The following is a 22,015-nucleotide window of genomic DNA, read 5'->3' as shown; positions in this document are numbered from 1 at the left end:
AAAGTTATATGAGACAGCTAAAGATCACAAAGTCAATCACTAACCGTGAGAGTGCCTCTTTAGACAAGTATTTGCAGGAAATTGGTAAGGAAGAACTAATTACTGTCGAAGAAGAAGTAGAGTTAGCACAGCGGATTAAAAAAGGAGATCAGGCTGCTTTGGAAAAATTAACCAGGGCGAACCTTCGCTTTGTGGTTTCGGTGGCAAAACAGTACCAGAATCAGGGACTTAGCCTACCGGACCTTATCAACGAAGGAAACCTCGGTTTGATTAAAGCAGCAGAAAAATTCGATGAAACCCGCGGTTTTAAATTTATTTCTTACGCAGTATGGTGGATCCGCCAATCCATTCTTCAGGCTCTTGCAGAGCAATCGCGTATCGTTCGCTTGCCTTTGAACCAGGTAGGTTCGCTGAATAAGATCAATAAGGCTTATTCAAAATTTGAGCAAGAACACGAGCGCAAACCATCGCCCGAAGAATTGGCCGATTCACTGGAACTACCTGCCGATAAGGTGGCTGACACATTGCGTGTTTCCGGACGTCATGTGTCTGTTGACGCACCGTTTGTTGACGGAGAAGACAACAGCCTGCTCGATGTTTTGGTGAACAACGATTCGCCAAATGCCGACCGCAGCCTTATCATGGAATCATTGTCGAAAGAGATTCATCGCGCGCTAGCGACATTGACAGAACGTGAAAGCGACATCATCAGATTGTTTTTTGGCATAGGGTGCCAGGAAATGACATTGGAGGAAATCGGTGAACGATTTGGATTAACCCGGGAAAGGGTTCGACAGATAAAAGAAAAAGCTATCAGACGATTAAGACATACATCGCGAAGCAAGTTATTAAAAACATATCTGGGATAAAAATTTTGAAAAAAGGTTGTCAACTGTTGGCAGCCTTTTTTAATGCCCTCGAATCGCCTACTCCTCTACTTCGGCTACACCACCTGGCACCGTAGCAAAACCTTCTTCAATCCCCCTGTTTTCTTTTTTACGATAGGCAATTAATGCAGATGCCATAATAATACTGGTGGCAATAATCACAAGAAAAAGAATACCGTTTTCAAAGCTTTCGATTCGAAGCGAATCGGGAATCGCAAAAAACAAAAGTATCGAAATCAGACCACGCGGAGAGATCAACGCCTGCGGAAGAATATCTTTCTTTTCGATTACTTTGAACAAAGCAAAACGAAGCGCGTAAGTAACCAGCAAAAACACTGCACTAATCAACCAAACCCTCCCGCTCAATAGCGTTTCTAGAGGAAGTGTCATTCCAAAAACAACAAAGAAAAAGGTACGCACCACAAAAGATGTCTCGATGGTTATCATCTTAAACTGATCATAGAGGCGTTCAATACGATCGTCTCTCAGCCATTCTTCGAGCTTCCAGAACAGCAGGTGTTTGTGGTTTCGCAGCAACAAGCCAAACATTAAAATAATCAGCAGCGACGACAAATGAAAAAGCTTGCCCACCGAATAAAGCATGATCAGCACCGCCAAAAACAAGAAGAATTTTGCCTCTCCCCTAATGTTCTGAATTATGTACAACAACACATAACTTAAAACCACCGAAACAGAGAGCGTTAGCAAAATGTTGCCAATCACAACAAAACTGAGTTGCCGCATGCCTTCCACGTCTACATTCTCCACCATCATGTAAAAAAACATGATCCCCAAGATATCGGAGAAGGTTCCTTCGTAAATCAGAAATTCCTTTTTGTATTTTACCAGGTTCCCCACGCTGGGAATAATGATGGCGCTGCTCATGATCGATAAAGGAAGCGCATACACCAATACCTGCATAAAACTTTTATCGGTCATGTAGAACTTCAAAAGAGAAGCCAGTGTAAACGAAGTCAGTACCAGCGAGAGTGCAGCAATGGTAAACGATTTCCAGATAATCGGCCATTTTTCGCGGGTCAGCTCCAGGTCCAGGGCAGCCTCCAGTACAATCATAATCAGCCCTACAATTCCAAGTATTTCGAGCGAACTAAAAAAGCTGGGAACAATCTTTAGTGAAAGCAGAAGCTGGTTAATGCCGATCCCCATCAGAATAAGTACCAGCACGCTTGGCACATTGGTCCGTTTAGAAAGAATATTGGTAAAAAACGAAATGATAATAATGACACAGAGTCCTATTATAAAAAGATATGCATTCATAAAATTCTTGCTTCTTTGCAATCAAGCACGAACCTAATTGAGATACGAAAGATATGCAGAAAATCAGAGTATCCGGAAAATCGAGACATAAAAGATGCAAATGACCAACACAAATACCGCAGCAACGGCGAAATTAATCCGGCAAGTTTTATAGATGTCACTGTCGGTCAACTTTCGCGGATTCTCTCCGATAAAAGGCTTGTTCACCCACTTTCCGTGATACATATTGGGGCCGCCAAACCGGGCATTGAGAATACCAGCCAAAGCTGCTTCCGGATAACCGGCGTTGGGGCTGCTGTGTTGCCTTCCAAACCGAAATAGGTACTGAAAACCTCTGCGGCTGAACGTCACCAGCACCATTAGAAAAGCCGTTAAACGCGCCGGAACAAAATTCAACACATCGTCAAGGTGGGCGGCAAAAAAGCCAAAATCACGGTATCGTTCGCTTTTGTAGCCAATCATTGAATCGAGGGTGTTAACCATTTTGTAGGCCAGCATGCCGGGAATACCTCCCAGCGCATAATAAAAAAGCGGGGCAATCACTCCGTCGCTTAAGTTTTCGGCCAGGGTTTCCAGTACTGCAGTTCTTATTTGCTGTTCATCAAGATTTCTTGTGTCGCGGCCAACAATCATACTCAGTTGCTTCCGGCCGGCTTTAATTCCTTCGCTTTTTAAGCGGCGAATTACCAGCAACGATTCGTAAATAAGTGAGCGGTTGGCCAGCCCGTAAAAAACAAAAACCGAAGTAATTACATAAAAAACGACTGATTTTTCGGGCAGTAACTTCAGACCCAACCAAAGCACAAAAAACACAAATAGAACCAGTACAAGCGTCAAAAAGGCGCCTTTCCATCTTCTCCCATCGCCTTTGTTCAGTTGCGCTTCTCCTTTAGATATTAGCCAGCCAAACCAACGAACCGGGTGCGGCAACCAGTGTGGATCACCGATCAGCAGATCGAGAACAAAGCCAGCCAGTAAAGGATATACTATCTCGGGGAAGTCAATCAATTTGAATGCTTTTGTAAATGTATTCCATGTCCACATTTTCGCGGATCAAGGAGGCCAGTTTATCGTATTGTTCTTCTTTGAAGCGCTTAAAATCAACCTCCGAACCAAGCTTCTTCCCAATGGAGTCTAACACACTTCTTATGATTTCACTGTTGTCGAAAATTCCGTGAACATAAGTGCCCCAGGCCTTGTCATTCAAATAGTAACCGTCCTTCTTTTTTCCGTTGATAATACAAAGCGGGCTGTCATTTTCCGCCACTGTTTCCCCCATATGAATTTCGTAGCCGCTTCCTTCAATCTTCGTTTTCTGAAATGTAAAGGAACACTGCTCGGTTACTTTTTCATTGGTGATCGTAGTTTCCACCGGCAAAATCCCCAGCCCCGGAACAGCTTCCACGGCTCCTTCAATCTGAAGCGGATCGCGCACCCACTTCCCCATCATCTGAAAACCTCCGCAGATTCCGTAAACCGCCATTCCCTGTTCGTGCGCTTTTTTAATGGCGGTTGCCATGCCCTGCTTTTGCAAAAACAGAAGATCGGAAATCGTATTTTTTGATCCCGGCAGAATAATAATATCTGCCTGAGTCAGGTCTTCGGGAGTTGCAGCGTAAAACAGGTTGACTTCCGGAATTTGTTCCAGCACATTGAAGTCCGTAAAGTTCGACATATGCCGCAAGAGCACAACTGCCATATTAATCTTCCCTTCCACCGAAGAAAAGCGCTTTTTATCCACCACCACCGAATCTTCGTCGTCGATATAAATGTCGCGGAAATGCGGAATAATTCCAACAACCGGAACTCCGCAAAGCTCTTCCAGTTTAAGCGCACCGTCTTGAAACAGCGAAATATCGCCTCTGAATTTATTGATAATAATTCCTTTGATCAGTTTTCGCTCGTTCTCCGGAAGCAACATCATGGTACCGTAAACGCTGCCAAAAACGCCGCCTTTGTCAATGTCGGCAATCAGGTAAGTGGCAGCATTTTTTTCCACCGCCACACGCATATTGGTAATGTCCTTCTTCCATAGGTTTACTTCGGAAATACTGCCCGCACCTTCCACCACCACCGGGTTAAATTCGGCCTCCAGTTTCGAAAAAGCCCTCATCGCTTCGTTAAACAGAAAATCGCGGTCGGTTTCGTTGAAATAGGCTTTGGCCGATTTATTTGCCCAGGGCTTTCCGTTTAGCACAATCTGCGAATCCATGTATCCCGTGGGTTTCAAGAGTATGGGGTTCATCTCAACCCGGCAGGGAATTCCGCAGGCTTCGGCCTGCACTGCCTGTGCCCGGCCAATTTCCAAACCATCGGGAGTCGGAAAACTGTTCAGCGACATGTTTTGCGCCTTAAACGGAGCGGGCTGTAAACCATCCTGTTTAAAAATGCGGCAAAACCCGGCGTTGATTACGCTTTTCCCCACATCAGAGCCGGTGCCCACGAACATAATCGGGCGGTATCGTTTTTTATTTCTCATTGTTCTTCTTAAAGTCGAAAATGGTGACACTTCCGTAAGGCGGCTTAAACTCAGCAAACAACCCGCTCATTGGCTGCCCTTCTGCTAAATGTTTTATTATACGAATTACACCAGCATGTGTGATTACCGCAACGGCTTCAGTTCCGCTTTCGTTCAGTTCTTGCAGCCACGCGGCAATCCGGTCCTGCATTTGCGGATAGGCTTCGCCGTTCAAGGTCGGCAAGCTTTGGTAATTGTCCATCCAGTTCTTCCCTTTTTCTGAATTGTAAATATCGTCCCAGCTTTTTAGTTCCCAGTCGCCAAAATCAAGTTCCTTAATACGTTCCTCAAAAAGAATATTCTGAGCCGGGAAAAGATATTCAGCGAGTTTCCGGCACCGTTGCAATGGGCTGCTCACAATCTTATCAAAATGAAGGCCGGACAGTTCTACTTTCACTGCTGTCCTTTCCCGGTGAAATGATTCAGCCACATCCACATCGCTTTGTCCGTAGCAGATTCCGGGCTTCACATCCACACTTGTATGACGGATCGCGTATAGTTTCATTGGTAATACTGAATGGCTAAAACTGCCAGGTAAAAACATACTTCGCACAATTGCTGCAATGCTCCGAGCACATCGCCTGTGTAACCTCCCAGTTTCCGGGTAATGTAATTCCGAAAGAAATAAGTGAGCAATAAAAGCAATGCGAGAACAACTACAACTTCTTCCCAGTGTAAAAACACCAGCGACAGTGCGCCGAAGGCAATCGCAACAACCAGCGAATAGGTGGAATCAGCTTTCCCGACGGGCTTGGTTTTACTGGTAGCATCCAAACGGGCGTATACCGATGAATAAATCATCAACACAGGAAAAATGCGGCTCACAGCATGCCCGGCCATCAAAATAAAGGGAATCCGCACCGCTTCGATGTGAGACAAAGCCAGAAACTTTGTGGCCAACATCATCAGCAAACCAATGGTTCCGTAAGTACCAATACGTGAATCCTTCATTATTTCGAGAATGCGTTCGGGAGTATAGCCGCCACCAAAACCGTCGCAGAAATCAGCAAAACCATCTTCGTGAAAAGCACCTGTAAACAGAATTGTTGCCACTATGCTTAGTAAAACCGCCAAAGATAACGGGAGAAACACCGACAGCGCCCAGAAGATTAACGCTCCAAAAGCTCCCACCAACCATCCAATCAGCGGAAAGTAGCGGGTTGCTTTGTTCAGCATTTCCTCGTTCCATCCAACAATGTTGCCTACGGGAACCCGCGAATAAAACATCAGCGCTGTCAGAAATATTTTAAATTCGTTTTTCATTTTCTGAATTTAGATACAGGATTCCGGATACTTGATACAAGACAGGCATGCTGCTATATGATCATTTTTGTACATGCTATTTTTACCATGGTTATTTTTACAATTTATACGGCGAATTGCTTGTTATCTGCAATCTCCAAAAGCTTCCATGTGTACCTCGTTTGTCTTACTAATTCCTGTTTATTTGAACTTATTTTGTAATTTTTTTCAAAGTTAATCATCTCCCTGCTGTGTCTTCTGTCATTTTCTAATATACAGAATCCTATTTGTTTATTTCAACTACTCTTTCGGTCGGTCAGGTTGCTTTATCGATGAATCATAATGCTCTTTTGAACAATCAAGATGCTTTATCGATGAATCAGAATACTCTTTTGAACAACCAAGATGCTCTATCGATGAATCAGAATACTCTTTTGAACAACCAAGATGCTCTATCGATGAATCAGAATACTCTTTTCAACAACCAGAATGCTTTATCGATGAATCATAATGCTCTTTTGAACAACCATGATGCTCTATCGATGAATCAGAATGCTCTTTTGAACAACCAAGATGCTCCATCGAATAAACCCTGTGTCTATTTGTAAAATGTTTTTGCTTATTTGCATCCGTCCGGCCCCGTTTTGCAGATTGTTTTAATGAACTACCCCGCTGCAAGCAGGCGGGGTATCAAAGGCATGATATTTCTTAATTCGCCCCAAGGGGCGGGGAATAAAACCCATTAGATCCCGATTGCGGTGCATCGGGATCAGTTCGACTTCATAATTTCAGTTCACTAGCGCTCCTGAAATCAGAGTCTCACTGATTTAATACAACACCGCCTATTCTTTATTGGAAACGCCCGCATCTTCCATGCTGCTCATTTGGTTTAAAAAGTTTACGGCCGATTTCACCAGTGGCATGGCAACTGCAGCGCCTGTTCCCTCACCCAAACGCATTCCCAGATGCAGCAATGGTTTCACACCCAAATACTCCAGCATTATTTTGTGTCCTTTTTCATCGGAACTGTGACAGAAAATACAATTGTTTTTAACCGAAGCATCCATTTGAATAGCTGTAATTACTGCGGCCGTAGAAATAAAACCATCAATCAGTATCAGCATATTTTGCTTTTTAGCTTCCAGATATGCCCCCACCATTGCGGCAATCTCAATTCCGCCAAATGTGGCAAGAATTTCTTCCGGAGTTTGCGGGTTATACTTTCCGGCCACTTCTTTCAGCACATTAATTTTATGCTCAACCTGGCTGTTATTTAGTCCTGCTCCCGGCCCGGTACACTCTTCAATGGTGCCTCCGATAAACCGGTGCATTAACAGCGACGATGCCGAAGTGTTTCCAATTCCCATTTCGCCACAGGCAATGGTGTTGCTTCCGTTCTCCGCCTCTTTCCGAACGGCATCGGCACCAACTTTCATTGCGGCGCTGCATTCTTCCGGTGTCATGGCAGGTTCAATTCTCATGTTACGGCTTCCGTAGGCCACTTTAGCTTTCTCAATGGGCAATTCGGCCGGAAAATCGTAGTCTACACCCACATCGTACACCTTCAGGCTGATGTCGTTCTGATTACAAAATACATTAATTGCTGCGCCACCTCCACAAAAATTCATCACCATTTGCCAGGTAACGTCTTTTGGGTACGGACTGATTCCTTCGTCGGCCAGTCCGTGGTCAGCAGCAAAAACCAGGTGCGCCGGTTTTTCGATTTTGGGAGATAAGGTATTCTGCACCTCCCCTATTTGTAAAGCCAGTTTTTCCAGTAATCCCAGCGAACCAAGAGGTTTGGTTTTGTTGTTTATTTTGTGTTGAAGTTGTTCTTTAATTGTCATAATTTTTAGATTTTTTAATTTCCCGCAGATTGCGCAAATAACCGCAGATTTCATTTAAACCATCAGGACCCGAAGAATAGTTCTCTCGTGAAGGCGCTAAGTCGCCAGGCATTCTGAAATCTGAAATCGTTAATCATCATTCGATATTCATTTTATTTTTACCGGTATTCCTGAAACCATCAGAACTACTTCGTTGGCCAGTGAGGCAATGTATTGGTTCATCCAGCCTTGCAGGTCGGCAAATTTCCGGGCCAGTTCATTTTCAGGATGAACCCCCATTCCCAGTTCGTTGCTTACAACAATGGCGGTAAAATACTGTTGGATAAACGCATTCCATTCGTTTTTTGCCTGCGCCAGACTGAGGTCTACATCGCTGTTGTTTTGGTAAAAAATATTGGTGAGCCACAGCGTGATGCAATCCACCAGCACTACCTTTCCGGTAAGCTCCAGTTTACTGATGTTTACTTCTTCTTCGAGCGTGGTCCACTGCTCTCCCCGGTCCGATTTATGACGATCCACGCGCTTCTGAAAGTCGTCGTCCCAGATGTGGGCCGTTGCCAGGTAAACCGGGGCATCCGAAAGCTGTTCGGCCAGGCTTTGTGCGTAGCGGCTTTTTCCCGAGCGTTGCCCGCCTGTTATAAAAATGATTTCAGCCATTGTGTTTTATTAAAAAACCCCCAACCTCTGTCGGGGGCCATTCTACAATCCGGTACTTTTCAGTACCAAACTTAAGCAATCATATCTTAAATTTTGTTTCAAGGCTTTTCGTTTAAAAAACCGGAAGTGGCCTGAACAGCCAAACTATTCCGGTTTTTTACGATTTTCAAAATGAACTATAATACATGAAGATTTTTATTCTGATGCAAGGAGCATGAAAGGTGCAATACCTGTATTATACTCCTTTAGTTTGGTTCCGTCTTCGCTGTAGGTAATTGCCTTACCGTTCCCGGTAACTGATTCTGAAATAAAACAAAATACTTTGTTGTCATAGAAATCAACTCCATTTATAGCAGAAATACCATCAACGAGGTTTTCTGATTCAAAACTCTTGCTTTCAACATCAAAAACAGCAATACTTCCACTTACATTATAATTAGCATCGTACACCGACGACATCACATACAACTTCGAAAAATCTGCATTGGGCTCCATTACATTGTCATAAGAAGTACCGACACCATCTAAATTGTAAATAGCTTCTAACTGATCTGTTGCAGTGTTAATGTAACCGATTCCGGTTTGTGTTACATAGTCATCCCAGTCTCGTGTAAGTGTAACATATAAATTACCTTCATTGTCTTTTTCAAAATTGGTCGTGCGCGCCGGAGTCTCAATATAGCTTACACTCTCATTCGTAAGATTCAAAATTGCAACACTATCTTTAAATGTCAATGCAGCATATAGTTTATCATTAACAATCTCAAGGCCTTCAGGTCCGCCGTGTAAACTTATTTTCGACACTACATTATTCGACCTTAAATCTACTTTTGCAATGTAAGAAACAGTCAAATCACCATTAAATATAGCATCACTTTCCCAACAAGAAACATACAAATAGTCTCCATAACCGATACAAAAACGTGGTTTATTAATGTCAGTGGTTATTGCATTATTCGTTTGTTCGAAAGTTTTATTATTAACCCAGGAAATACCATCTGCATTATTATTCATAAAATAGATATTTCCTTTGTAATTGTATGCATACTGAACATTTGAAGTCATACTAACACCATTTACTTCAGTATAATATCCATTAACTACTATATCGTCATATCTGTTGTAGGCAGCAATTGTTGATTTAGCGCCGTTATAACTTCCATAATTTATGATATAGCCAAAATCAACTGCCACATTAACCTTCTGCGTTACTGTGTTTGCAACACCTCCGTTGGTGGCAACCAGGGTAACATCATAAATTCCGGGCTCGGTATAAATATGAAAAGGATTTTCCTCTGTTGATGTTTCTGTATCTCCAAAACTCCATTGATAAGTTACGGCATCAATTGAAGTGTTTGTAAAGAAAACAGTATCACCTGCCTGAATATTTTCTTCTGGAGAAAAGGTAAAACCAGCTTTTGTGTTTGAATCATCTTCGCTACATGAAGCAAATGCAACTGCAATAGCCAGGAAAAATAGAATCTTTAGTTTGTTTTTCATTTTCTTTGAATTATAGATTTTTATCACGATTATTTGAAATTGTAAGTAATACTCAGCCGGTAGTTGATTCCGGGCATGGCATACCCCCAGCTCGACTGGTAATCTGTATCAAGAACATTGTTTAACATTCCGGTGATACCCAAACGATTCTCGTTGTTTATACTAAGTTTATAGCCAACGGCAAAGTTTAACAGAAAACAGGCATCAAGAATGTTTTTTTCTTCTTCATCGGTAAACTGTTCGCCTTTAAAAATTCCATCAATTGAAAAATCGAACTTTTTATAAATTGAAGAAGTGAAAAAATTAGCCAGGTGTTTTGGCACATATTCCAACTGTCTGCCAATGGCATTTGTTTGATTCAACGATTTTACACGATTGGTTGAAGTATAAGAGTAATTCAGCCCCGAGCGTGTTTTCACACCTGCCACGGTATAGCTCCAGTCGGTCATAAACTCAATTCCCTTGCTTTCCACTTTCTGAACATTTTCGGCATACCAAAACGATCCACCATTCCGCCAAAGAATCCAGTCATCGACATCCATAAAAAAGGCATTTACCGAAATATTTCCCGAAGTATTTCCAACACAATAGCTCCATTTTGTACTCAGTTCATAGTTCATTCCCCTTTCCGGAGCCAGGTCAGGATTTCCGCCGGGGACCCAAAAACGATCGTTAAAAGTTGGAACACGATAGCTGCGGGCTATGTTACCGCTAAAATTCAAAATGTATTTTTCTTTTGACACGGCCAGGTAGTTCATTCCAACCGAAGGAGTGAAGGGCACATCATAATCGGTTACAAATCCCTGGCGCAGATTTAAAGTGGCTGTAAGCTTATTAAAAAGGCGGTGATAATAAGAGGCATAAAAATCCAGCCGGTCTTCGTAGTCCAGTGTTTTGGAATATGCATACACCTTTGGACGAATCCGGATGGCCTTTACACCTACTTTGTAACTTGCATTACTCGCAAAATCATGTTCGAGAAATGCTTCCCCTATTATGCGTTGAGTTGAAATGGTATCCTGCTCATTTGTATTGTACTCGGCATTATCATACACATAGCCTCCGTTAATCTCGAACTTAAGCGGGTTTTTGCGGTTTTTATATCCCGTCCATACACGGATATGGTTATCCTGGTATTCTTCCCGTTTGTCGGGATTAGATAAATTCGACTGCATATTTTGCTGAACCAGGTGCCAGTTCTTTTCAGCCCATACGTTGAATATAAAAAACCTGTCTTTTTCAAACTTATAATTGAATTCCTGCAGGAAGCCATAATTTTTAACGTCGGCGTTGCGCTGTGTATCTTCAATCTCAAATACCTGGTTTTCGAAATCACGATAATTCGGATTGGTAAATTTAAAATCGTTCTTTTTATAGTAGTAATAAGCCCGCGTAACACTTTCAAATTTCCCGTTTCCAACAAAGAGTTTTGTACCGTAAAATTGTTCGCCAAATGAACCATTCGAAATTCGCGCCTCACCTTTAAAACCATCCGTCCAGTTATTTTGCAAACCAAGATGAATGGCACCACCAATACTTCCCGATCCATTTACCGAGCTTGCGCTACCGTATTGCACTCCAATATTGTCGAACAAATACATGGTCAGATTACTTGCATTGGAATGCCCCAATGTCAGCGAATTCAGATTTATACCTCCAAAATTGATACTTGTATGATCGGGCGCTGTTCCGCGAATACGAATCGTTGAAAGTCCTCCGGCATTTGCTTTAAATGCTATGGGCATGGTTCGCGAAAGAAGCTGCTCCATGTTTCCGTCTTGTCCCAGAAAAAACCGGTTTGCCGGTAAAGTCACAATCTTTGCCCCCGACTGGTACCTGTTTAATTTACCGTAACTAACAACTTCTTCTACATGAACCGTATCAAGCAATGTAAATTGTTCCTGGCCAGCAGCACACACCGCAGCCAATATGAACATCCCAAAAATTACAAACCTCCTCATCTAAACTTTTTTAAGGAGCTTTGGATATCAGTGAAAAATACTTTCGAATATTTCTCAAGCTTTTTATCCCGAAGCTTAATTATTTAACAGGAATTGTGGCAGGTCTTCTGGCTTGTTCTCTGACTTAGACCTTCTCATCCGTCAAGCGACGGATAATGGTGTAAGAAAAATCAGTTTGTTACAGATCCCTCGAAAACCATCGCTTTGTTTGATTTTCTTCGGGATTCTGTTTTTCTAATGATTTGTTTCGATTCTCTCGCAAATCTTAAGAAAAACTAGAACTTACAGCTGCGGGTACAGCTCCGGTTTTACACCGGATTCCCTTTTCATCGTGTTCATGATGCATGAACATTCGAACCAAAATTCGCTGACAAAGATAAACACAAACTTTTCTTCTGTGCAAGCATTGTTGATTGTTTCCTTCTTTTGTTAACAATGTTTTATTGCGGAAAAACACAAGCAGGAAGAGTTAAACCTTATCAATCCCTTGCTTTCTTTTATACTGAAAATCAATCAGTACTCTATTCCTTCCCGGCTACTGATTCCCCGGTCGAAGGGATGTTTCTCCTTGCTTAAATTTGTCACATAATCCGCCAGTTCCTTTAATCCGGCGGTGGCTCCCCTTCCGGTAAGCACCAGTTCCATCGAAGCAGGTTTTTCGCTTATGAACCGCTTCAATTCATCCTCTTCAATAAAATGGCATTGAATCGCAATCAGAATCTCATCCAGTACAAGCAAATCAATTTTATTGCCGGCTATGTATTTCTTCAATTCTGACAATCCGCTCTCAACCGCCGAATGGTATTCTTCGCGGCTGATGTGTTTATTGGCCATCGGCATCCCTTCCGAAAAAGAAAACACCGTAGCTCCCAGCTCCTTTAACACGCGTACCTCGTTGTACCCGCAGGTGTCGGGCCTTTTGAAAAACGAAGCATACACCACTTTCCACCCGTGACCGAGCGCCCGAACCGCGAGCCCTACCGATGCTGTGGTTTTTCCTTTTCCGTCGCCGGTGTAAATATGTACCAATCCTTTTTCCATTTGTTTAGTTTTTAATGAACCGGAAAACATCTTCGAGCGCACTTACAAAGTTTACGGGGCTTGGGCTGCACGAAGTTTCAGAAGAAATCAGAAAAACCTTTCCGTTTTTCACCGCGGGAATGGAACCATACGTTTCCCAGACTTCCTTTTCGTTTTTACCATAGCCTCCCATTTCGGCAATTATGATCACATCAGGCTTTTTCAGCACCACACTTTCGCGCGACAGGGTGCCCACCTTCAACCCTTCGGCAATATTAATGGAACCGCAGAAAGTAATGTAGTCGTTCATGTAAGTATTCTGAAGCACCGTGTAAATGGGACTGGCGCCAATCTGGAAAAACACTTTGCCCGAAGGTAAGGAGCGCGATTGCTGCTTTATCTCGGCCACCCGCTGTTTCGCAGTAGTTACAATCTCTTCGGCCTTCTCGTTTAAGCCAAGCAATTGGGCGATAGTCGTGGTCTGCTCACAAATCTCTTCAAAAGTTTTGGGGGTTTGCATTACCTCCACCCGAATGCCCAGCTTCCGCAAACTCTCGATATCCTGCGGCTTGGTTAGCTGCATGGTTAGTACCAGGTCGGGGCGCAGTGCAAACACTTTCTCCACATTCACCTGAACGGCCGAGCCCACCTGTGCCACGCCGTCGTTCACTGCCTGCACGCAGTAACTGGTGCAACCCACCAGGCGGTGGTTGCCGCCAAGCAGGTAAATATTGTCGGTAACCGACGGGGCGAGCGAAACCACCCGCTTCACTTCCTGCGAAAAAACAGAAACCGAAATCAATAACAGAAATAAAAATACAAACCTCCTCATATCAATAATTTTTAAGGAGCTTTGGATAAACCAGTGAAAAATACTTTCGAATATTTCTCAAGCTTTTATCCCGAAGCTTAATTAATAAATACGAATTGTGGCAGGTCTTCTGGCTTATCCCGGTTGTTGAGCCTTCCCATCCGTCGGGCGACGAACAGTGGCTTGCAGTTCAACAACACAATCCGTCAGTTGACGGATGGGATTCACAGCTGCGGGTACAGCTCCGGATTTTCCGTCAATTGACGGATCACCGGATTCCCTTTTCATCGTGTTCATGATGCATGAACATTCGAACCAAAATTCGCAGGCAAAGATAGTCACGAACTTTTTATTTATGCAAGGCTGCGTGATTCTTTCGGCTTAAAATAAAACACAACCGGGTTCCGAAACACCGGTAAGGTTCTTAAAATGAATGATTGTCTTTGTTAACAAAACCCGGTTCCTCCTTCGTGTGCAATTGTAAAACAAAAAATATTTGCACTTTTGATCTCTCAAAAACCGAAAGAGATGACATACTTTAAACTGGACCTGGAAGAATACTTATCACCGCATTTTGTACACCGGAGCAACTGGCTCAGAGCAGCAGTGCTGGGAGCTAACGACGGTATTTTATCGACAGCCAGTATTGCCATTGGCGTGGCAGCAGCCAGCAGCACCCGCGAACCGGTTGTACTGGCGGCAGTGGCCGGCTTGGTTGCCGGAGCCTTATCGATGGCAGCCGGCGAGTATGTTTCGGTAAGTTCGCAAACCGACCTCGAAAAAGCAGACATTGAGCGCGAGAAACAGGAACTGGAGGAAGACCCCGAAGGTGAACTGAAATACCTGGCCGCTATTTACGAAAAACGGGGACTAACCAGAGAAACCGCTCTGCTGGTAGCTACCGAAATGACTGAAAAAGATGCGCTGGCAGCCCACGTGCGCGACGAGCTTGGTATACACGAACTCAATCAGGCCAACCCGATTCAGGCCGCACTTGCTTCGGCCCTGTCGTTTACGGCCGGTGGCATATTGCCTTTACTGGTGGCCATCTTTTTCCCCTTAAAACATATGGAGTATTCGCTCTACGTATTTTCGATTTTATTTCTGGCCGTCATGGGTGCTTTATCGGCCCGAACAGGCGGATCAAAAATATGGAAAGCCATTGTTCGCATTACCTTTTGGGGAACGGCCGCCATGGGAATGACCGCCCTTGTTGGTTATTTTTTTGGGGTAAACCTCTAAAGAAATATGTTACACAACACGGATTTTCCCATCAAATTTTGAGGAGAAAATTCTCTATATTCACGTACAGTTGAGCTGTACGTAAACAACATTGTAGCACACACATTTTTCAACTGTAACACAAATAAAACCAACAATATAAAGTCTGAATAACGCCTATGAAAAGACTATAAACCTAAGTAGGCACAATAATTAATTTTAATCCTAATCAAATGAAACTAAAAACAACCGCTTTTATCCTCGCAGTTCTGCTACTTACCAGTTGCGCAAGTATTGTAAGCAAGAGCATCTATTCTGTTAGCATTAACAGTAACCCCTCTGAGGCTAATATCTCGATAACCACAGAAAAAGGGAAAGAAGTCTTTAACGGAAACACTCCTGCTGTAGTTGATCTTAAGGCAGGTGACGGTTTTTTCAAGAAAGCCAGTTATAGTGTTAAGTTCTCAAAATCGGGTTATGAAGAGAAAGTTGTCCCTATCCACTTCAAACTTGACGGATGGTACTGGGGAAATATCATTTTTGGAGGACTTATCGGAATGCTGATTGTTGACCCGGCTACTGGCGCCATGTATAAACTGGATAATGATTTTATATCTGAGACACTTAGCCCGCAAAACATTTCGGCAGATCAAACCAGACTTCAAATATATGAGTTGAATGCAATACCCGATCACTGGAAAGAACATTTAGTGGTATTAAGTGAATAATGACCAACAAAGGCTCAGAAAAATCAATCCTCTGAGCCTTTGTTATTTTCAGTAATGGCTCAAAGCTAGTGGCTTGCAGCTTGCAGCTATTCTTACATTTTTGAATGGATGATTGCTTCCGGGTATTCAATATCTACCAAAAACAGTCCGTGCGCGGGTGCAGAAGCTCCGGCGGCGCCACGGTCTTGCCGTTCAATGATTGCACAGAATTCCGCAACCGAAAGCTTTCCCTTACCTACTTCGAGCAGGGTACCCACAATGGCGCGCACCATGTTCCGCAAAAAACGGTCGGCCTTGACCACAAACACCAACCGGGCGCCTTCTCTTTTCCATTCGGCCCGATAAATTTTGCAGTTGTTGGTTTTTACGTCGGTATGGAGGCGGCTGAAACTGGTAAAATCTTCGTAGTTGAAAAGCATTTGCGCTGCTTCGTTCATTTTATCCACATCCAGCGGAAGCGTGTAGCGGTAAGCCGTTTCGTTCGAGAACGGATCTTTTTCGGTGGTAATAAAGTAGTGGTAGGTGCGCGAAGTGGCACTAAAACGTGCGTGCGCTTCCCCGCTTACAGGCCAGCATTTTTGTACGGCAATGTCGTTCGGAAGATAGCTGTTGAGTTTGTACACCAGATCGTAGCCGGCAGCCACCGGCTTTTGCAAATCGAAGTGTAGAATGAAGTACGAAGCATGCACCCCGGTATCGGTACGTCCGGCGCCCACCACCGACACCGGCTCACGCAAAAGCGTCGACAGCGCCTTTTCGATGGTTTCCTGCACCGACACCGCATTGGGCTGCACCTGCCAGCCATGATAGCGCGTGCCGTTGTAACTCAGTTGTAAAAAATACCGGTGTAGCATGGTTTCCTGCTTTTGCGGCAAAGGTAGTATTTAATTGTGAGCTGCGAGCGACGAGCCAATAGCCACTAGCTTTTCTACAGTAGGGTAATGCGGGAATGCTAAAATGCTTTAATGCGGGAATAAGCTGCAAGCCGCTAGCTACGAGCCACTAGCCATTGGCAATTGGATATTGATTATTGGAAATTCAGTCCCTCAGTCCCTCAGTCCTTCTGTCCTTCTGTCCTTCAATCCCTGCCAACTGCAACTGAACACTGATCACTTCCCTTCAATCCTTCAACTACAATGCTTGAATGCTAAAATGCTTTAATGCGAGAATAAGCTGCAAGCCGCAAGCTACTAGTCGCAAGCTTTTGAGTATTGAATATTGACTATTGGGAATTCAATTCTTCCTGAAAACTGAGACTGCGACTGATCACTGCACTCTCAATCCCTCAGTCCTTCAGTCCTTCAATCCCTGCCTACTGCGACTGAATACTGATCACTTCCCTTCAATCCTTCAACTACAATGCTTGAATGCATGAATAAGCTGCAAGCCACTAGCTACGAGCCACTAGCCACTGGCAATTGGATATTGATTATTGATCATTCAAAATTCTATCCGTCAGTCCCTCAATCCTTCTGTCCTTCAATCCCTGAATACTGCGACTGATCACTGCACTCTCAATCCCTCAGTCCATCAATCCTTCAGTCCATCAATCCTTCAATCCCTGCAAACTGCGACTGAATACTGACCACTGCCTGTTGTATCAGCAAAAACTTTTGTTAAATTAGTTCCCGCAAGTACAGGTGACACCCGAGACGAACAGCTGCGAGAGATTTTTGCCACCCTTGGATGAATAACGGATAATTTCTGATTGTTGATGCTTTTATACGTTTGTAATTAGTTGTAAACAGGTAACGTGTTGTTTTAGCAGAAGTTTGAGTTGCGATAGAATAGAAGTTCCAATAGCGAAATAAATGTAATGCATTTCCACATACGTTAGCATTAATTTTAAACAAATGAACCACTTACGCAAAATATTCATTTCACTGACAATAATCTTGAGCATATTAAATCTGAATGCTCAAGAAAATGTTAATATTAAAGATTCTCATACAAAGAATGAATCATGTTTCACGTTTGATATTTTTTCATCCTTGAATAAATACAGCCCCAGATGGCGAGTCGGATATATTCAGGATATCCATCCAAAATGGAAAATTGGGTTCAATTTCGGATATGGGAATGAAAATATATCCTATACACAGTACATTGATAAAAATTTTGAAGAAGATTATAAATTATGGGAAATACGACCAGAGCTTTATTATGTGATTAAGCAATCACAAAAGGCTACAGGATATTGTTCGTTCGAACTCTACTATATTCATCATACAGATGTTTTTCACAATTTAAGCTATGCTCCAACTGGTGGTGGGTATTTTAGTTATGACCAGGCGGACTATCTAAGACAAAAGTATGGGTTCAATTTCAATATTGGAACATTTAGTAATCTGGGGAGAAAATTGGGATTGAATTTTTATACAGGCTTAGGTTTAAAGATTAGGAATAATTCATTTTCTAACATTATCAACCCAATGCCAACAGAATATTTTGAACGCGACATGTATGATGATTTCGAATTCAGAGAAAAGGAAGGTGTAAAAGCCGGATTTAATTTTTCAATTGGATTAAAATTATTTATAAAATAAAAAACTAATGCTAACAAACCATAATGACTGAAGATTTGCAATATGACACAATATTTAAAGACAAATTGGAATTATGACTCGAAAAAACTGGTTGAAGTTTATGACGAATTACCACTATGGGCAGCACCATTTGGACTAAAATTACTTGATGGAATCAAATACAAAAAAGGAATCAATGCAGTTGACATTGGATTTGGTACAGGTTTCCCTTTGACAGAAATTGCAATGAGATTAGGCAGTGATTCAAAAGTCTATGGAATTGACCCCTGGAATACCGGTATTGATAGAGCAGAAAAGAAAATTGAGTTCTATGGAATAAAAAATATTGAAGTTATTCGTGGGATAGCAGAGGACATTCCAATAAAAGACAAATCAATCGATTTAATCGTAAGCAATAATGGATTAAACAACGTAACCGACCTTGATAAATCATTGTCAGAATGTTCTAGGATAATTAAAACAGGAGGTCAATTTATTCAGACTATGAATTTAAATGACTCCATGATTGAGTTTTACTCAATAATGGGAAAAGTATTGACCAATCTAAAACTTAGGACTTGTCTTGAAGCGATGCAGAAACAAATTTATAAAAAGCGTAAGCCGCTTGACCAATATATTAGACAAATTGAATCTCATGGTTTTTTAATTGAGTCGGTAAAACAAGATAAGTTTGAATACAAGTTTGTAGACGGAACAACAATGTTAAACCATTACTTTATTCGACTTGCATTTATCGATGGGTGGAAGGAGATTGTTCCGATTGACAAACAAGAAGAAGTGTTTAGACAAATAGAAATTGAATTAAATAGACAATCGCAGACTGATGGAATATTCAAGCTAAGTGTGCCATTTGTATTAATTGACTGTGAAAAAAAATAAATTACGGTGGCTAACTCAGTGCATATGGCAGGGCAGGGTTCGGCGGTACGCCAACTGCCTCCCGACAACATGTACCAACTATTATCTTTGTCAAGAATAAAAATTAAAAGAGACAAACTACTAAGTAATTACACCCACAAAACAATTCTATAAAATGAAACTAAAACCTGTTTTACTGTCACTTGTTATAATGCTTACACTGTCGGGATGTTATGGAAAGTTTCTCAGCTTTGTGTATAGCGACAAAGAAATTGAGGTAGTTCGAATACATGGAAAATATCCTGAAGTTGAGGTATTTGATTTAAGACAACATATTTCGGAGCAAGAGATTAAAAGACCTGGTTTGTTTGCGATGCCAGGATGGAAAGATATGGCTTACCCCAAATTGACAGAGGAACACAAAGCTGAAATTACAAAAGCAATAAGAAGACAATTTACCAATGAAGGAGAGAATTATAAAGTAACTTGTGTTCTTCGAAATTCAATGCAAAAAATCTCTGTTCGCTTTTTCAAGAACCGTATTTTTGTTACTGTTGAGTTAGAAGTTTTCCTGAACGATGATAAAAACAAATTAATCGACTCGTTTAGAACAATTGAATACTTAGAATATAAATCGGGCTCGATGCTAAAAGAGAATATTGATTTACTCTACAATAAAGCATTAAGAAATGCAGTGCATATTTGCTTTATTAACTTAAATAAAATCGACAACATTAAGAGTAAAAACCAGTATTACAGAAATAGTAATATCATTAAGTATAGTAAGTAATATAAAGTATATTAGATGGTGCTGTTGACTTAACCAAATTAACAATTGCTAACACAATGCCATTTTGCACAGCGGGGGTTGTGGTACGCATCAATATACCGAGACGTCAGGATCGCTCCAATACATTTATCAACCTTAGCATCAAAGAACAGAAATGAACACAATAAACAAAGAATCTTTCCTGCGGGAGTTTATGCACGAAATCTGGAATGAAAAGAATTTGGAGAAAATTGAAAAGTATATCCATAATCAGTACACCATCCATCTCGACCCAGGCGACCCCTGGCAAGGGAAGACACTATCCCGTTCAGAATTTAAGAATCGATTGGAGTCAGGTTCTTTTGAACCATTTCCGGACATACATTTTGAAATAACTTCCGCAATTGAGGAAGAAGATTATGTGGCGGTAACCTGGATTTTAACCGGAACAAATCTTGGAAAGATTGGGGAACATCCCCCAACAAAAAGAACCATTAATACAACAGGAATTACCGTCTATCACTTTAAGGACGATCTGATAAACGGACATACGCAGATTTTCGACAGAAAAACAGTTATGAAACAACTAGGATTTATATAAATGAAGACAAAAAAAGAACTGAAGGACGAATACAAACAAATGAAGTTTCCAACGGGTGTTTTTCAGGTAAAATGTACTGTAAACAAAAAATGCCTGGTAGACAACAGCGTTGATATGGAATCGAAGTGGAACCGCCATAAAATGGAACTTAAATTTGGAAGCCACAGGAACACGGAGTTGCAAAAGGATTGGAATCAATTTGGAGAAGACAAATTCGCTTTTGAGGTTTTATCCACGTTAAAGAAAACGGATGAAGCAAACATCAACTACACCAGGGAGTTGAAGAATCTTCAAGATACGGTAATCAAAGAGCTAAAGATTGAAAACACTTATTGAAAAGCAGGTGCAATGAGGGCTCCGCTGCGCCTTATCAACAGAGGCCTTCAGCATTTTTCAAACTTCGGGGAAGATAAAAATCCGCTTGAGGATGAGAGTTTTTACCAGGGTAATCAGAATTATTACCTCGAGGATCATAGAGATTACCTTGGGTAAGAAAACAATCCTTTAGGTAAAATCTATGGTTACCTTGGTAATCGGAACAATTACCTCGAGGATGATACAGATTACCTTGGGTAGCGAAACAATCCTTTAGGTAAAAAGGATCATCCGCTTGGGTAAAGAAGCAATTACCAAGGGTAAAAGTCTGATTACCGGGCTTGGAATGAAGCAAAAGACAATGCAGAAGTCATTTGCCCAAAAGAACCATCCCTGGAAAAAGAACGCCATCTGTTTCAACCAACTAAAACCAATTATGAAACCAGTAAAAACAACGCTTGATAAAATTCAAAAGCTCCGCACCGATTATTTACATTCATTGCCCCAGTTTCAGGAACTGTTTATTGAACTAATGATTGGCGATGCTGAATTTTACAGTCTCCAAACCAGAACCCAACCAATGGGATATGCCATTAAAACCAGGGGCGGTGTTTTGCTCGAATTTTATATAGCCGGCCCATACATACCCGAAAGCAAGCGATTTTTCCGGCAGCTGATCAGCGATTTATCCATAACTGACATTTACTGCAAATCGTTTGATTCCCTCCTGCTGTGCAATTGTTTAGAGAGCCTGCTCCCCTATTCGGTAATTGGGATACTTTACCGCGATTATGCCCACCCGCTGATCGAATCCGATCCCGGAATAAGCATGAGAAGGGCCTGCCAATCATCCGTTGCCTTGCTGGACGCGCAGGACGATTCGATAAAAGAACTTTTTGAGACCCGCGAACAATTGACTGGCTTTATTGAAAACGAACATGTATTTGAGTTTTACAGAGGGCATGCATTGGTTGGTTGCGGAATGGCGGTTAGAACCATTCCCGGATGGAATTATTACGATTTGGGAGTGTGGGTGCAGCCGTCGGAAAGAGGAAATGGCATTGGCGCGCAAATATTGCTGAGCTTACGGGATTTCGCACTCAAAAACAACATGAAAGCCAGCTGTGGTTGTGCTGCCGATAACCATGCCTCGCAAAGAGCCATCGAAAAAAGCGGCTATGTGAGTAAATACCGAATGATTCATTTCGAAACAAGAGAAACAATAAAGCACACGAACAGATAGTACGGGACTTAAG

General features: G+C 42.1%; 21 protein-coding genes and 2 riboswitches. Of the genes, 9 read left to right on the top strand and 12 right to left on the bottom strand.

Annotation, left to right across the window (positions count from 1 at the left end; genetic code table 11):
* Positions 1-8: 8 nt before the first annotated feature.
* Positions 9-869 (top strand): sigma-70 family RNA polymerase sigma factor, encoded by an 861-nt coding sequence (locus D1614_RS12510; RefSeq protein WP_119438287.1) that lies wholly within the window; start codon positions 9-11, stop codon positions 867-869.
* A 57-nt stretch (positions 870-926) separates the two neighbouring features.
* Here D1614_RS12510 and D1614_RS12505 read toward each other — a convergent pair whose 3' ends face one another.
* The 11 genes from D1614_RS12505 to D1614_RS12450 form a co-directional block, all read right to left on the bottom strand.
* Entirely contained in the window at positions 927-2,165 is a 1,239-nt protein-coding gene (locus tag D1614_RS12505) for a cation:proton antiporter domain-containing protein (RefSeq protein WP_119438286.1), read from the bottom strand.
* Between the two features lie 63 nt (positions 2,166-2,228).
* A complete protein-coding gene (gene cbiB, locus D1614_RS12500) occupies positions 2,229-3,173 on the bottom strand; it encodes an adenosylcobinamide-phosphate synthase CbiB (RefSeq protein WP_241558105.1) in 945 nt (314 codons plus the stop codon).
* Positions 3,166-4,644: a cobyric acid synthase gene (locus tag D1614_RS12495; protein ID WP_119438284.1), complete on the bottom strand. Its 1,479-nt coding sequence runs from the start codon at positions 4,642-4,644 to the stop codon at positions 3,166-3,168. Before D1614_RS12495 ends, cbiB begins: the two co-directional genes overlap by 8 nt.
* On the bottom strand, positions 4,634-5,188 hold the full coding sequence (gene cobC / locus D1614_RS12490) for an alpha-ribazole phosphatase family protein (protein WP_162304488.1): 555 nt from the start codon (positions 5,186-5,188) through the stop codon (positions 4,634-4,636). The genes D1614_RS12495 and cobC overlap by 11 nt, the downstream gene beginning before the upstream one ends.
* Positions 5,185-5,946: an adenosylcobinamide-GDP ribazoletransferase gene (locus D1614_RS12485; protein WP_119438283.1), complete on the bottom strand. Its 762-nt coding sequence runs from the start codon at positions 5,944-5,946 to the stop codon at positions 5,185-5,187. The genes cobC and D1614_RS12485 overlap by 4 nt, the downstream gene beginning before the upstream one ends.
* 821 nt (positions 5,947-6,767) lie before the next feature.
* Positions 6,768-7,772: a nicotinate-nucleotide--dimethylbenzimidazole phosphoribosyltransferase gene (cobT, locus tag D1614_RS12475; protein WP_119438281.1), complete on the bottom strand. Its 1,005-nt coding sequence runs from the start codon at positions 7,770-7,772 to the stop codon at positions 6,768-6,770.
* A 147-nt stretch (positions 7,773-7,919) separates the two neighbouring features.
* Complete coding sequence (cobU, locus tag D1614_RS12470; RefSeq protein ID WP_119438280.1) at positions 7,920-8,429, bottom strand: bifunctional adenosylcobinamide kinase/adenosylcobinamide-phosphate guanylyltransferase; 510 nt, start codon at positions 8,427-8,429, stop codon at positions 7,920-7,922.
* Between the two features lie 195 nt (positions 8,430-8,624).
* The gene (locus D1614_RS12465; protein WP_147384193.1) at positions 8,625-9,929 is read right to left on the bottom strand and encodes a PKD domain-containing protein; all 1,305 of its coding nucleotides are present in this window, start codon (positions 9,927-9,929) and stop codon (positions 8,625-8,627) included.
* Between the two features lie 29 nt (positions 9,930-9,958).
* A complete protein-coding gene (locus D1614_RS12460) occupies positions 9,959-11,890 on the bottom strand; it encodes a TonB-dependent receptor (protein ID WP_119438278.1) in 1,932 nt (643 codons plus the stop codon).
* Positions 11,891-11,970: 80 nt separating this feature from the next.
* Positions 11,971-12,267, bottom strand: a riboswitch (cobalamin riboswitch).
* 136 nt (positions 12,268-12,403) lie between these two features.
* Positions 12,404-12,931: a cob(I)yrinic acid a,c-diamide adenosyltransferase gene (locus tag D1614_RS12455; protein ID WP_162304487.1), complete on the bottom strand. Its 528-nt coding sequence runs from the start codon at positions 12,929-12,931 to the stop codon at positions 12,404-12,406.
* A gap of 4 nt (positions 12,932-12,935) precedes the next feature.
* Complete coding sequence (locus D1614_RS12450) at positions 12,936-13,742, bottom strand: ABC transporter substrate-binding protein (RefSeq protein ID WP_119438276.1); 807 nt, start codon at positions 13,740-13,742, stop codon at positions 12,936-12,938.
* A gap of 82 nt (positions 13,743-13,824) precedes the next feature.
* Positions 13,825-14,056: riboswitch (cobalamin riboswitch) on the bottom strand.
* A 193-nt stretch (positions 14,057-14,249) separates the two neighbouring features.
* Between D1614_RS12450 and D1614_RS12445 the strand changes: the two genes are divergently transcribed.
* Together D1614_RS12445 and D1614_RS12440 are read left to right on the top strand one after the other, a co-directional pair.
* On the top strand, positions 14,250-14,963 hold the full coding sequence (locus D1614_RS12445) for a VIT1/CCC1 transporter family protein (protein ID WP_119438275.1): 714 nt from the start codon (positions 14,250-14,252) through the stop codon (positions 14,961-14,963).
* Between the two features lie 212 nt (positions 14,964-15,175).
* Entirely contained in the window at positions 15,176-15,670 is a 495-nt protein-coding gene (locus D1614_RS12440) for a peptidase associated/transthyretin-like domain-containing protein (protein ID WP_119438274.1), read from the top strand.
* A gap of 92 nt (positions 15,671-15,762) precedes the next feature.
* Here the strand turns inward: D1614_RS12440 and truA are convergent, their stop codons facing one another.
* The gene (gene truA / locus D1614_RS12435) at positions 15,763-16,524 is read right to left on the bottom strand and encodes a tRNA pseudouridine(38-40) synthase TruA (protein WP_119438273.1); all 762 of its coding nucleotides are present in this window, start codon (positions 16,522-16,524) and stop codon (positions 15,763-15,765) included.
* A 999-nt stretch (positions 16,525-17,523) separates the two neighbouring features.
* Between truA and D1614_RS12430 the strand changes: the two genes are divergently transcribed.
* The 6 genes from D1614_RS12430 (at position 17,524) to D1614_RS12405 (ending at position 22,002) form a co-directional block, all read left to right on the top strand.
* Complete coding sequence (locus D1614_RS12430; protein ID WP_119438272.1) at positions 17,524-18,216, top strand: hypothetical protein; 693 nt, start codon at positions 17,524-17,526, stop codon at positions 18,214-18,216.
* Between the two features lie 42 nt (positions 18,217-18,258).
* Positions 18,259-19,095 carry a class I SAM-dependent methyltransferase gene (locus tag D1614_RS12425; protein WP_119438271.1) on the top strand — a complete coding sequence of 279 codons (837 nt, stop codon included), beginning with the start codon at positions 18,259-18,261 and terminating at the stop codon, positions 19,093-19,095.
* Positions 19,096-19,249: 154 nt separating this feature from the next.
* Positions 19,250-19,864, top strand: a complete 615-nt coding sequence (locus D1614_RS12420; protein ID WP_119438270.1) for a hypothetical protein — start codon at positions 19,250-19,252, stop codon at positions 19,862-19,864.
* A gap of 154 nt (positions 19,865-20,018) precedes the next feature.
* Positions 20,019-20,444, top strand: coding sequence for an ester cyclase (locus D1614_RS12415; protein ID WP_119438269.1), 426 nt, complete (start codon positions 20,019-20,021; stop codon positions 20,442-20,444).
* Positions 20,445-20,780: a GIY-YIG nuclease family protein gene (locus tag D1614_RS12410; protein ID WP_119438268.1), complete on the top strand. Its 336-nt coding sequence runs from the start codon at positions 20,445-20,447 to the stop codon at positions 20,778-20,780. It begins immediately after the preceding gene.
* Between the two features lie 274 nt (positions 20,781-21,054).
* On the top strand, positions 21,055-22,002 hold the full coding sequence (locus tag D1614_RS12405) for a GNAT family N-acetyltransferase (RefSeq protein ID WP_119438267.1): 948 nt from the start codon (positions 21,055-21,057) through the stop codon (positions 22,000-22,002).
* The last annotated feature ends 13 nt before the right edge of the window (positions 22,003-22,015 follow it).

Source organism: Maribellus luteus (assembly GCF_003576475.1).
In the GTDB taxonomy this organism is placed as follows: Bacteria; Bacteroidota; Bacteroidia; order Bacteroidales; family Prolixibacteraceae; genus Draconibacterium; species Draconibacterium luteum.
This window is presented reverse-complemented; position numbering and strand designations above follow the sequence as displayed.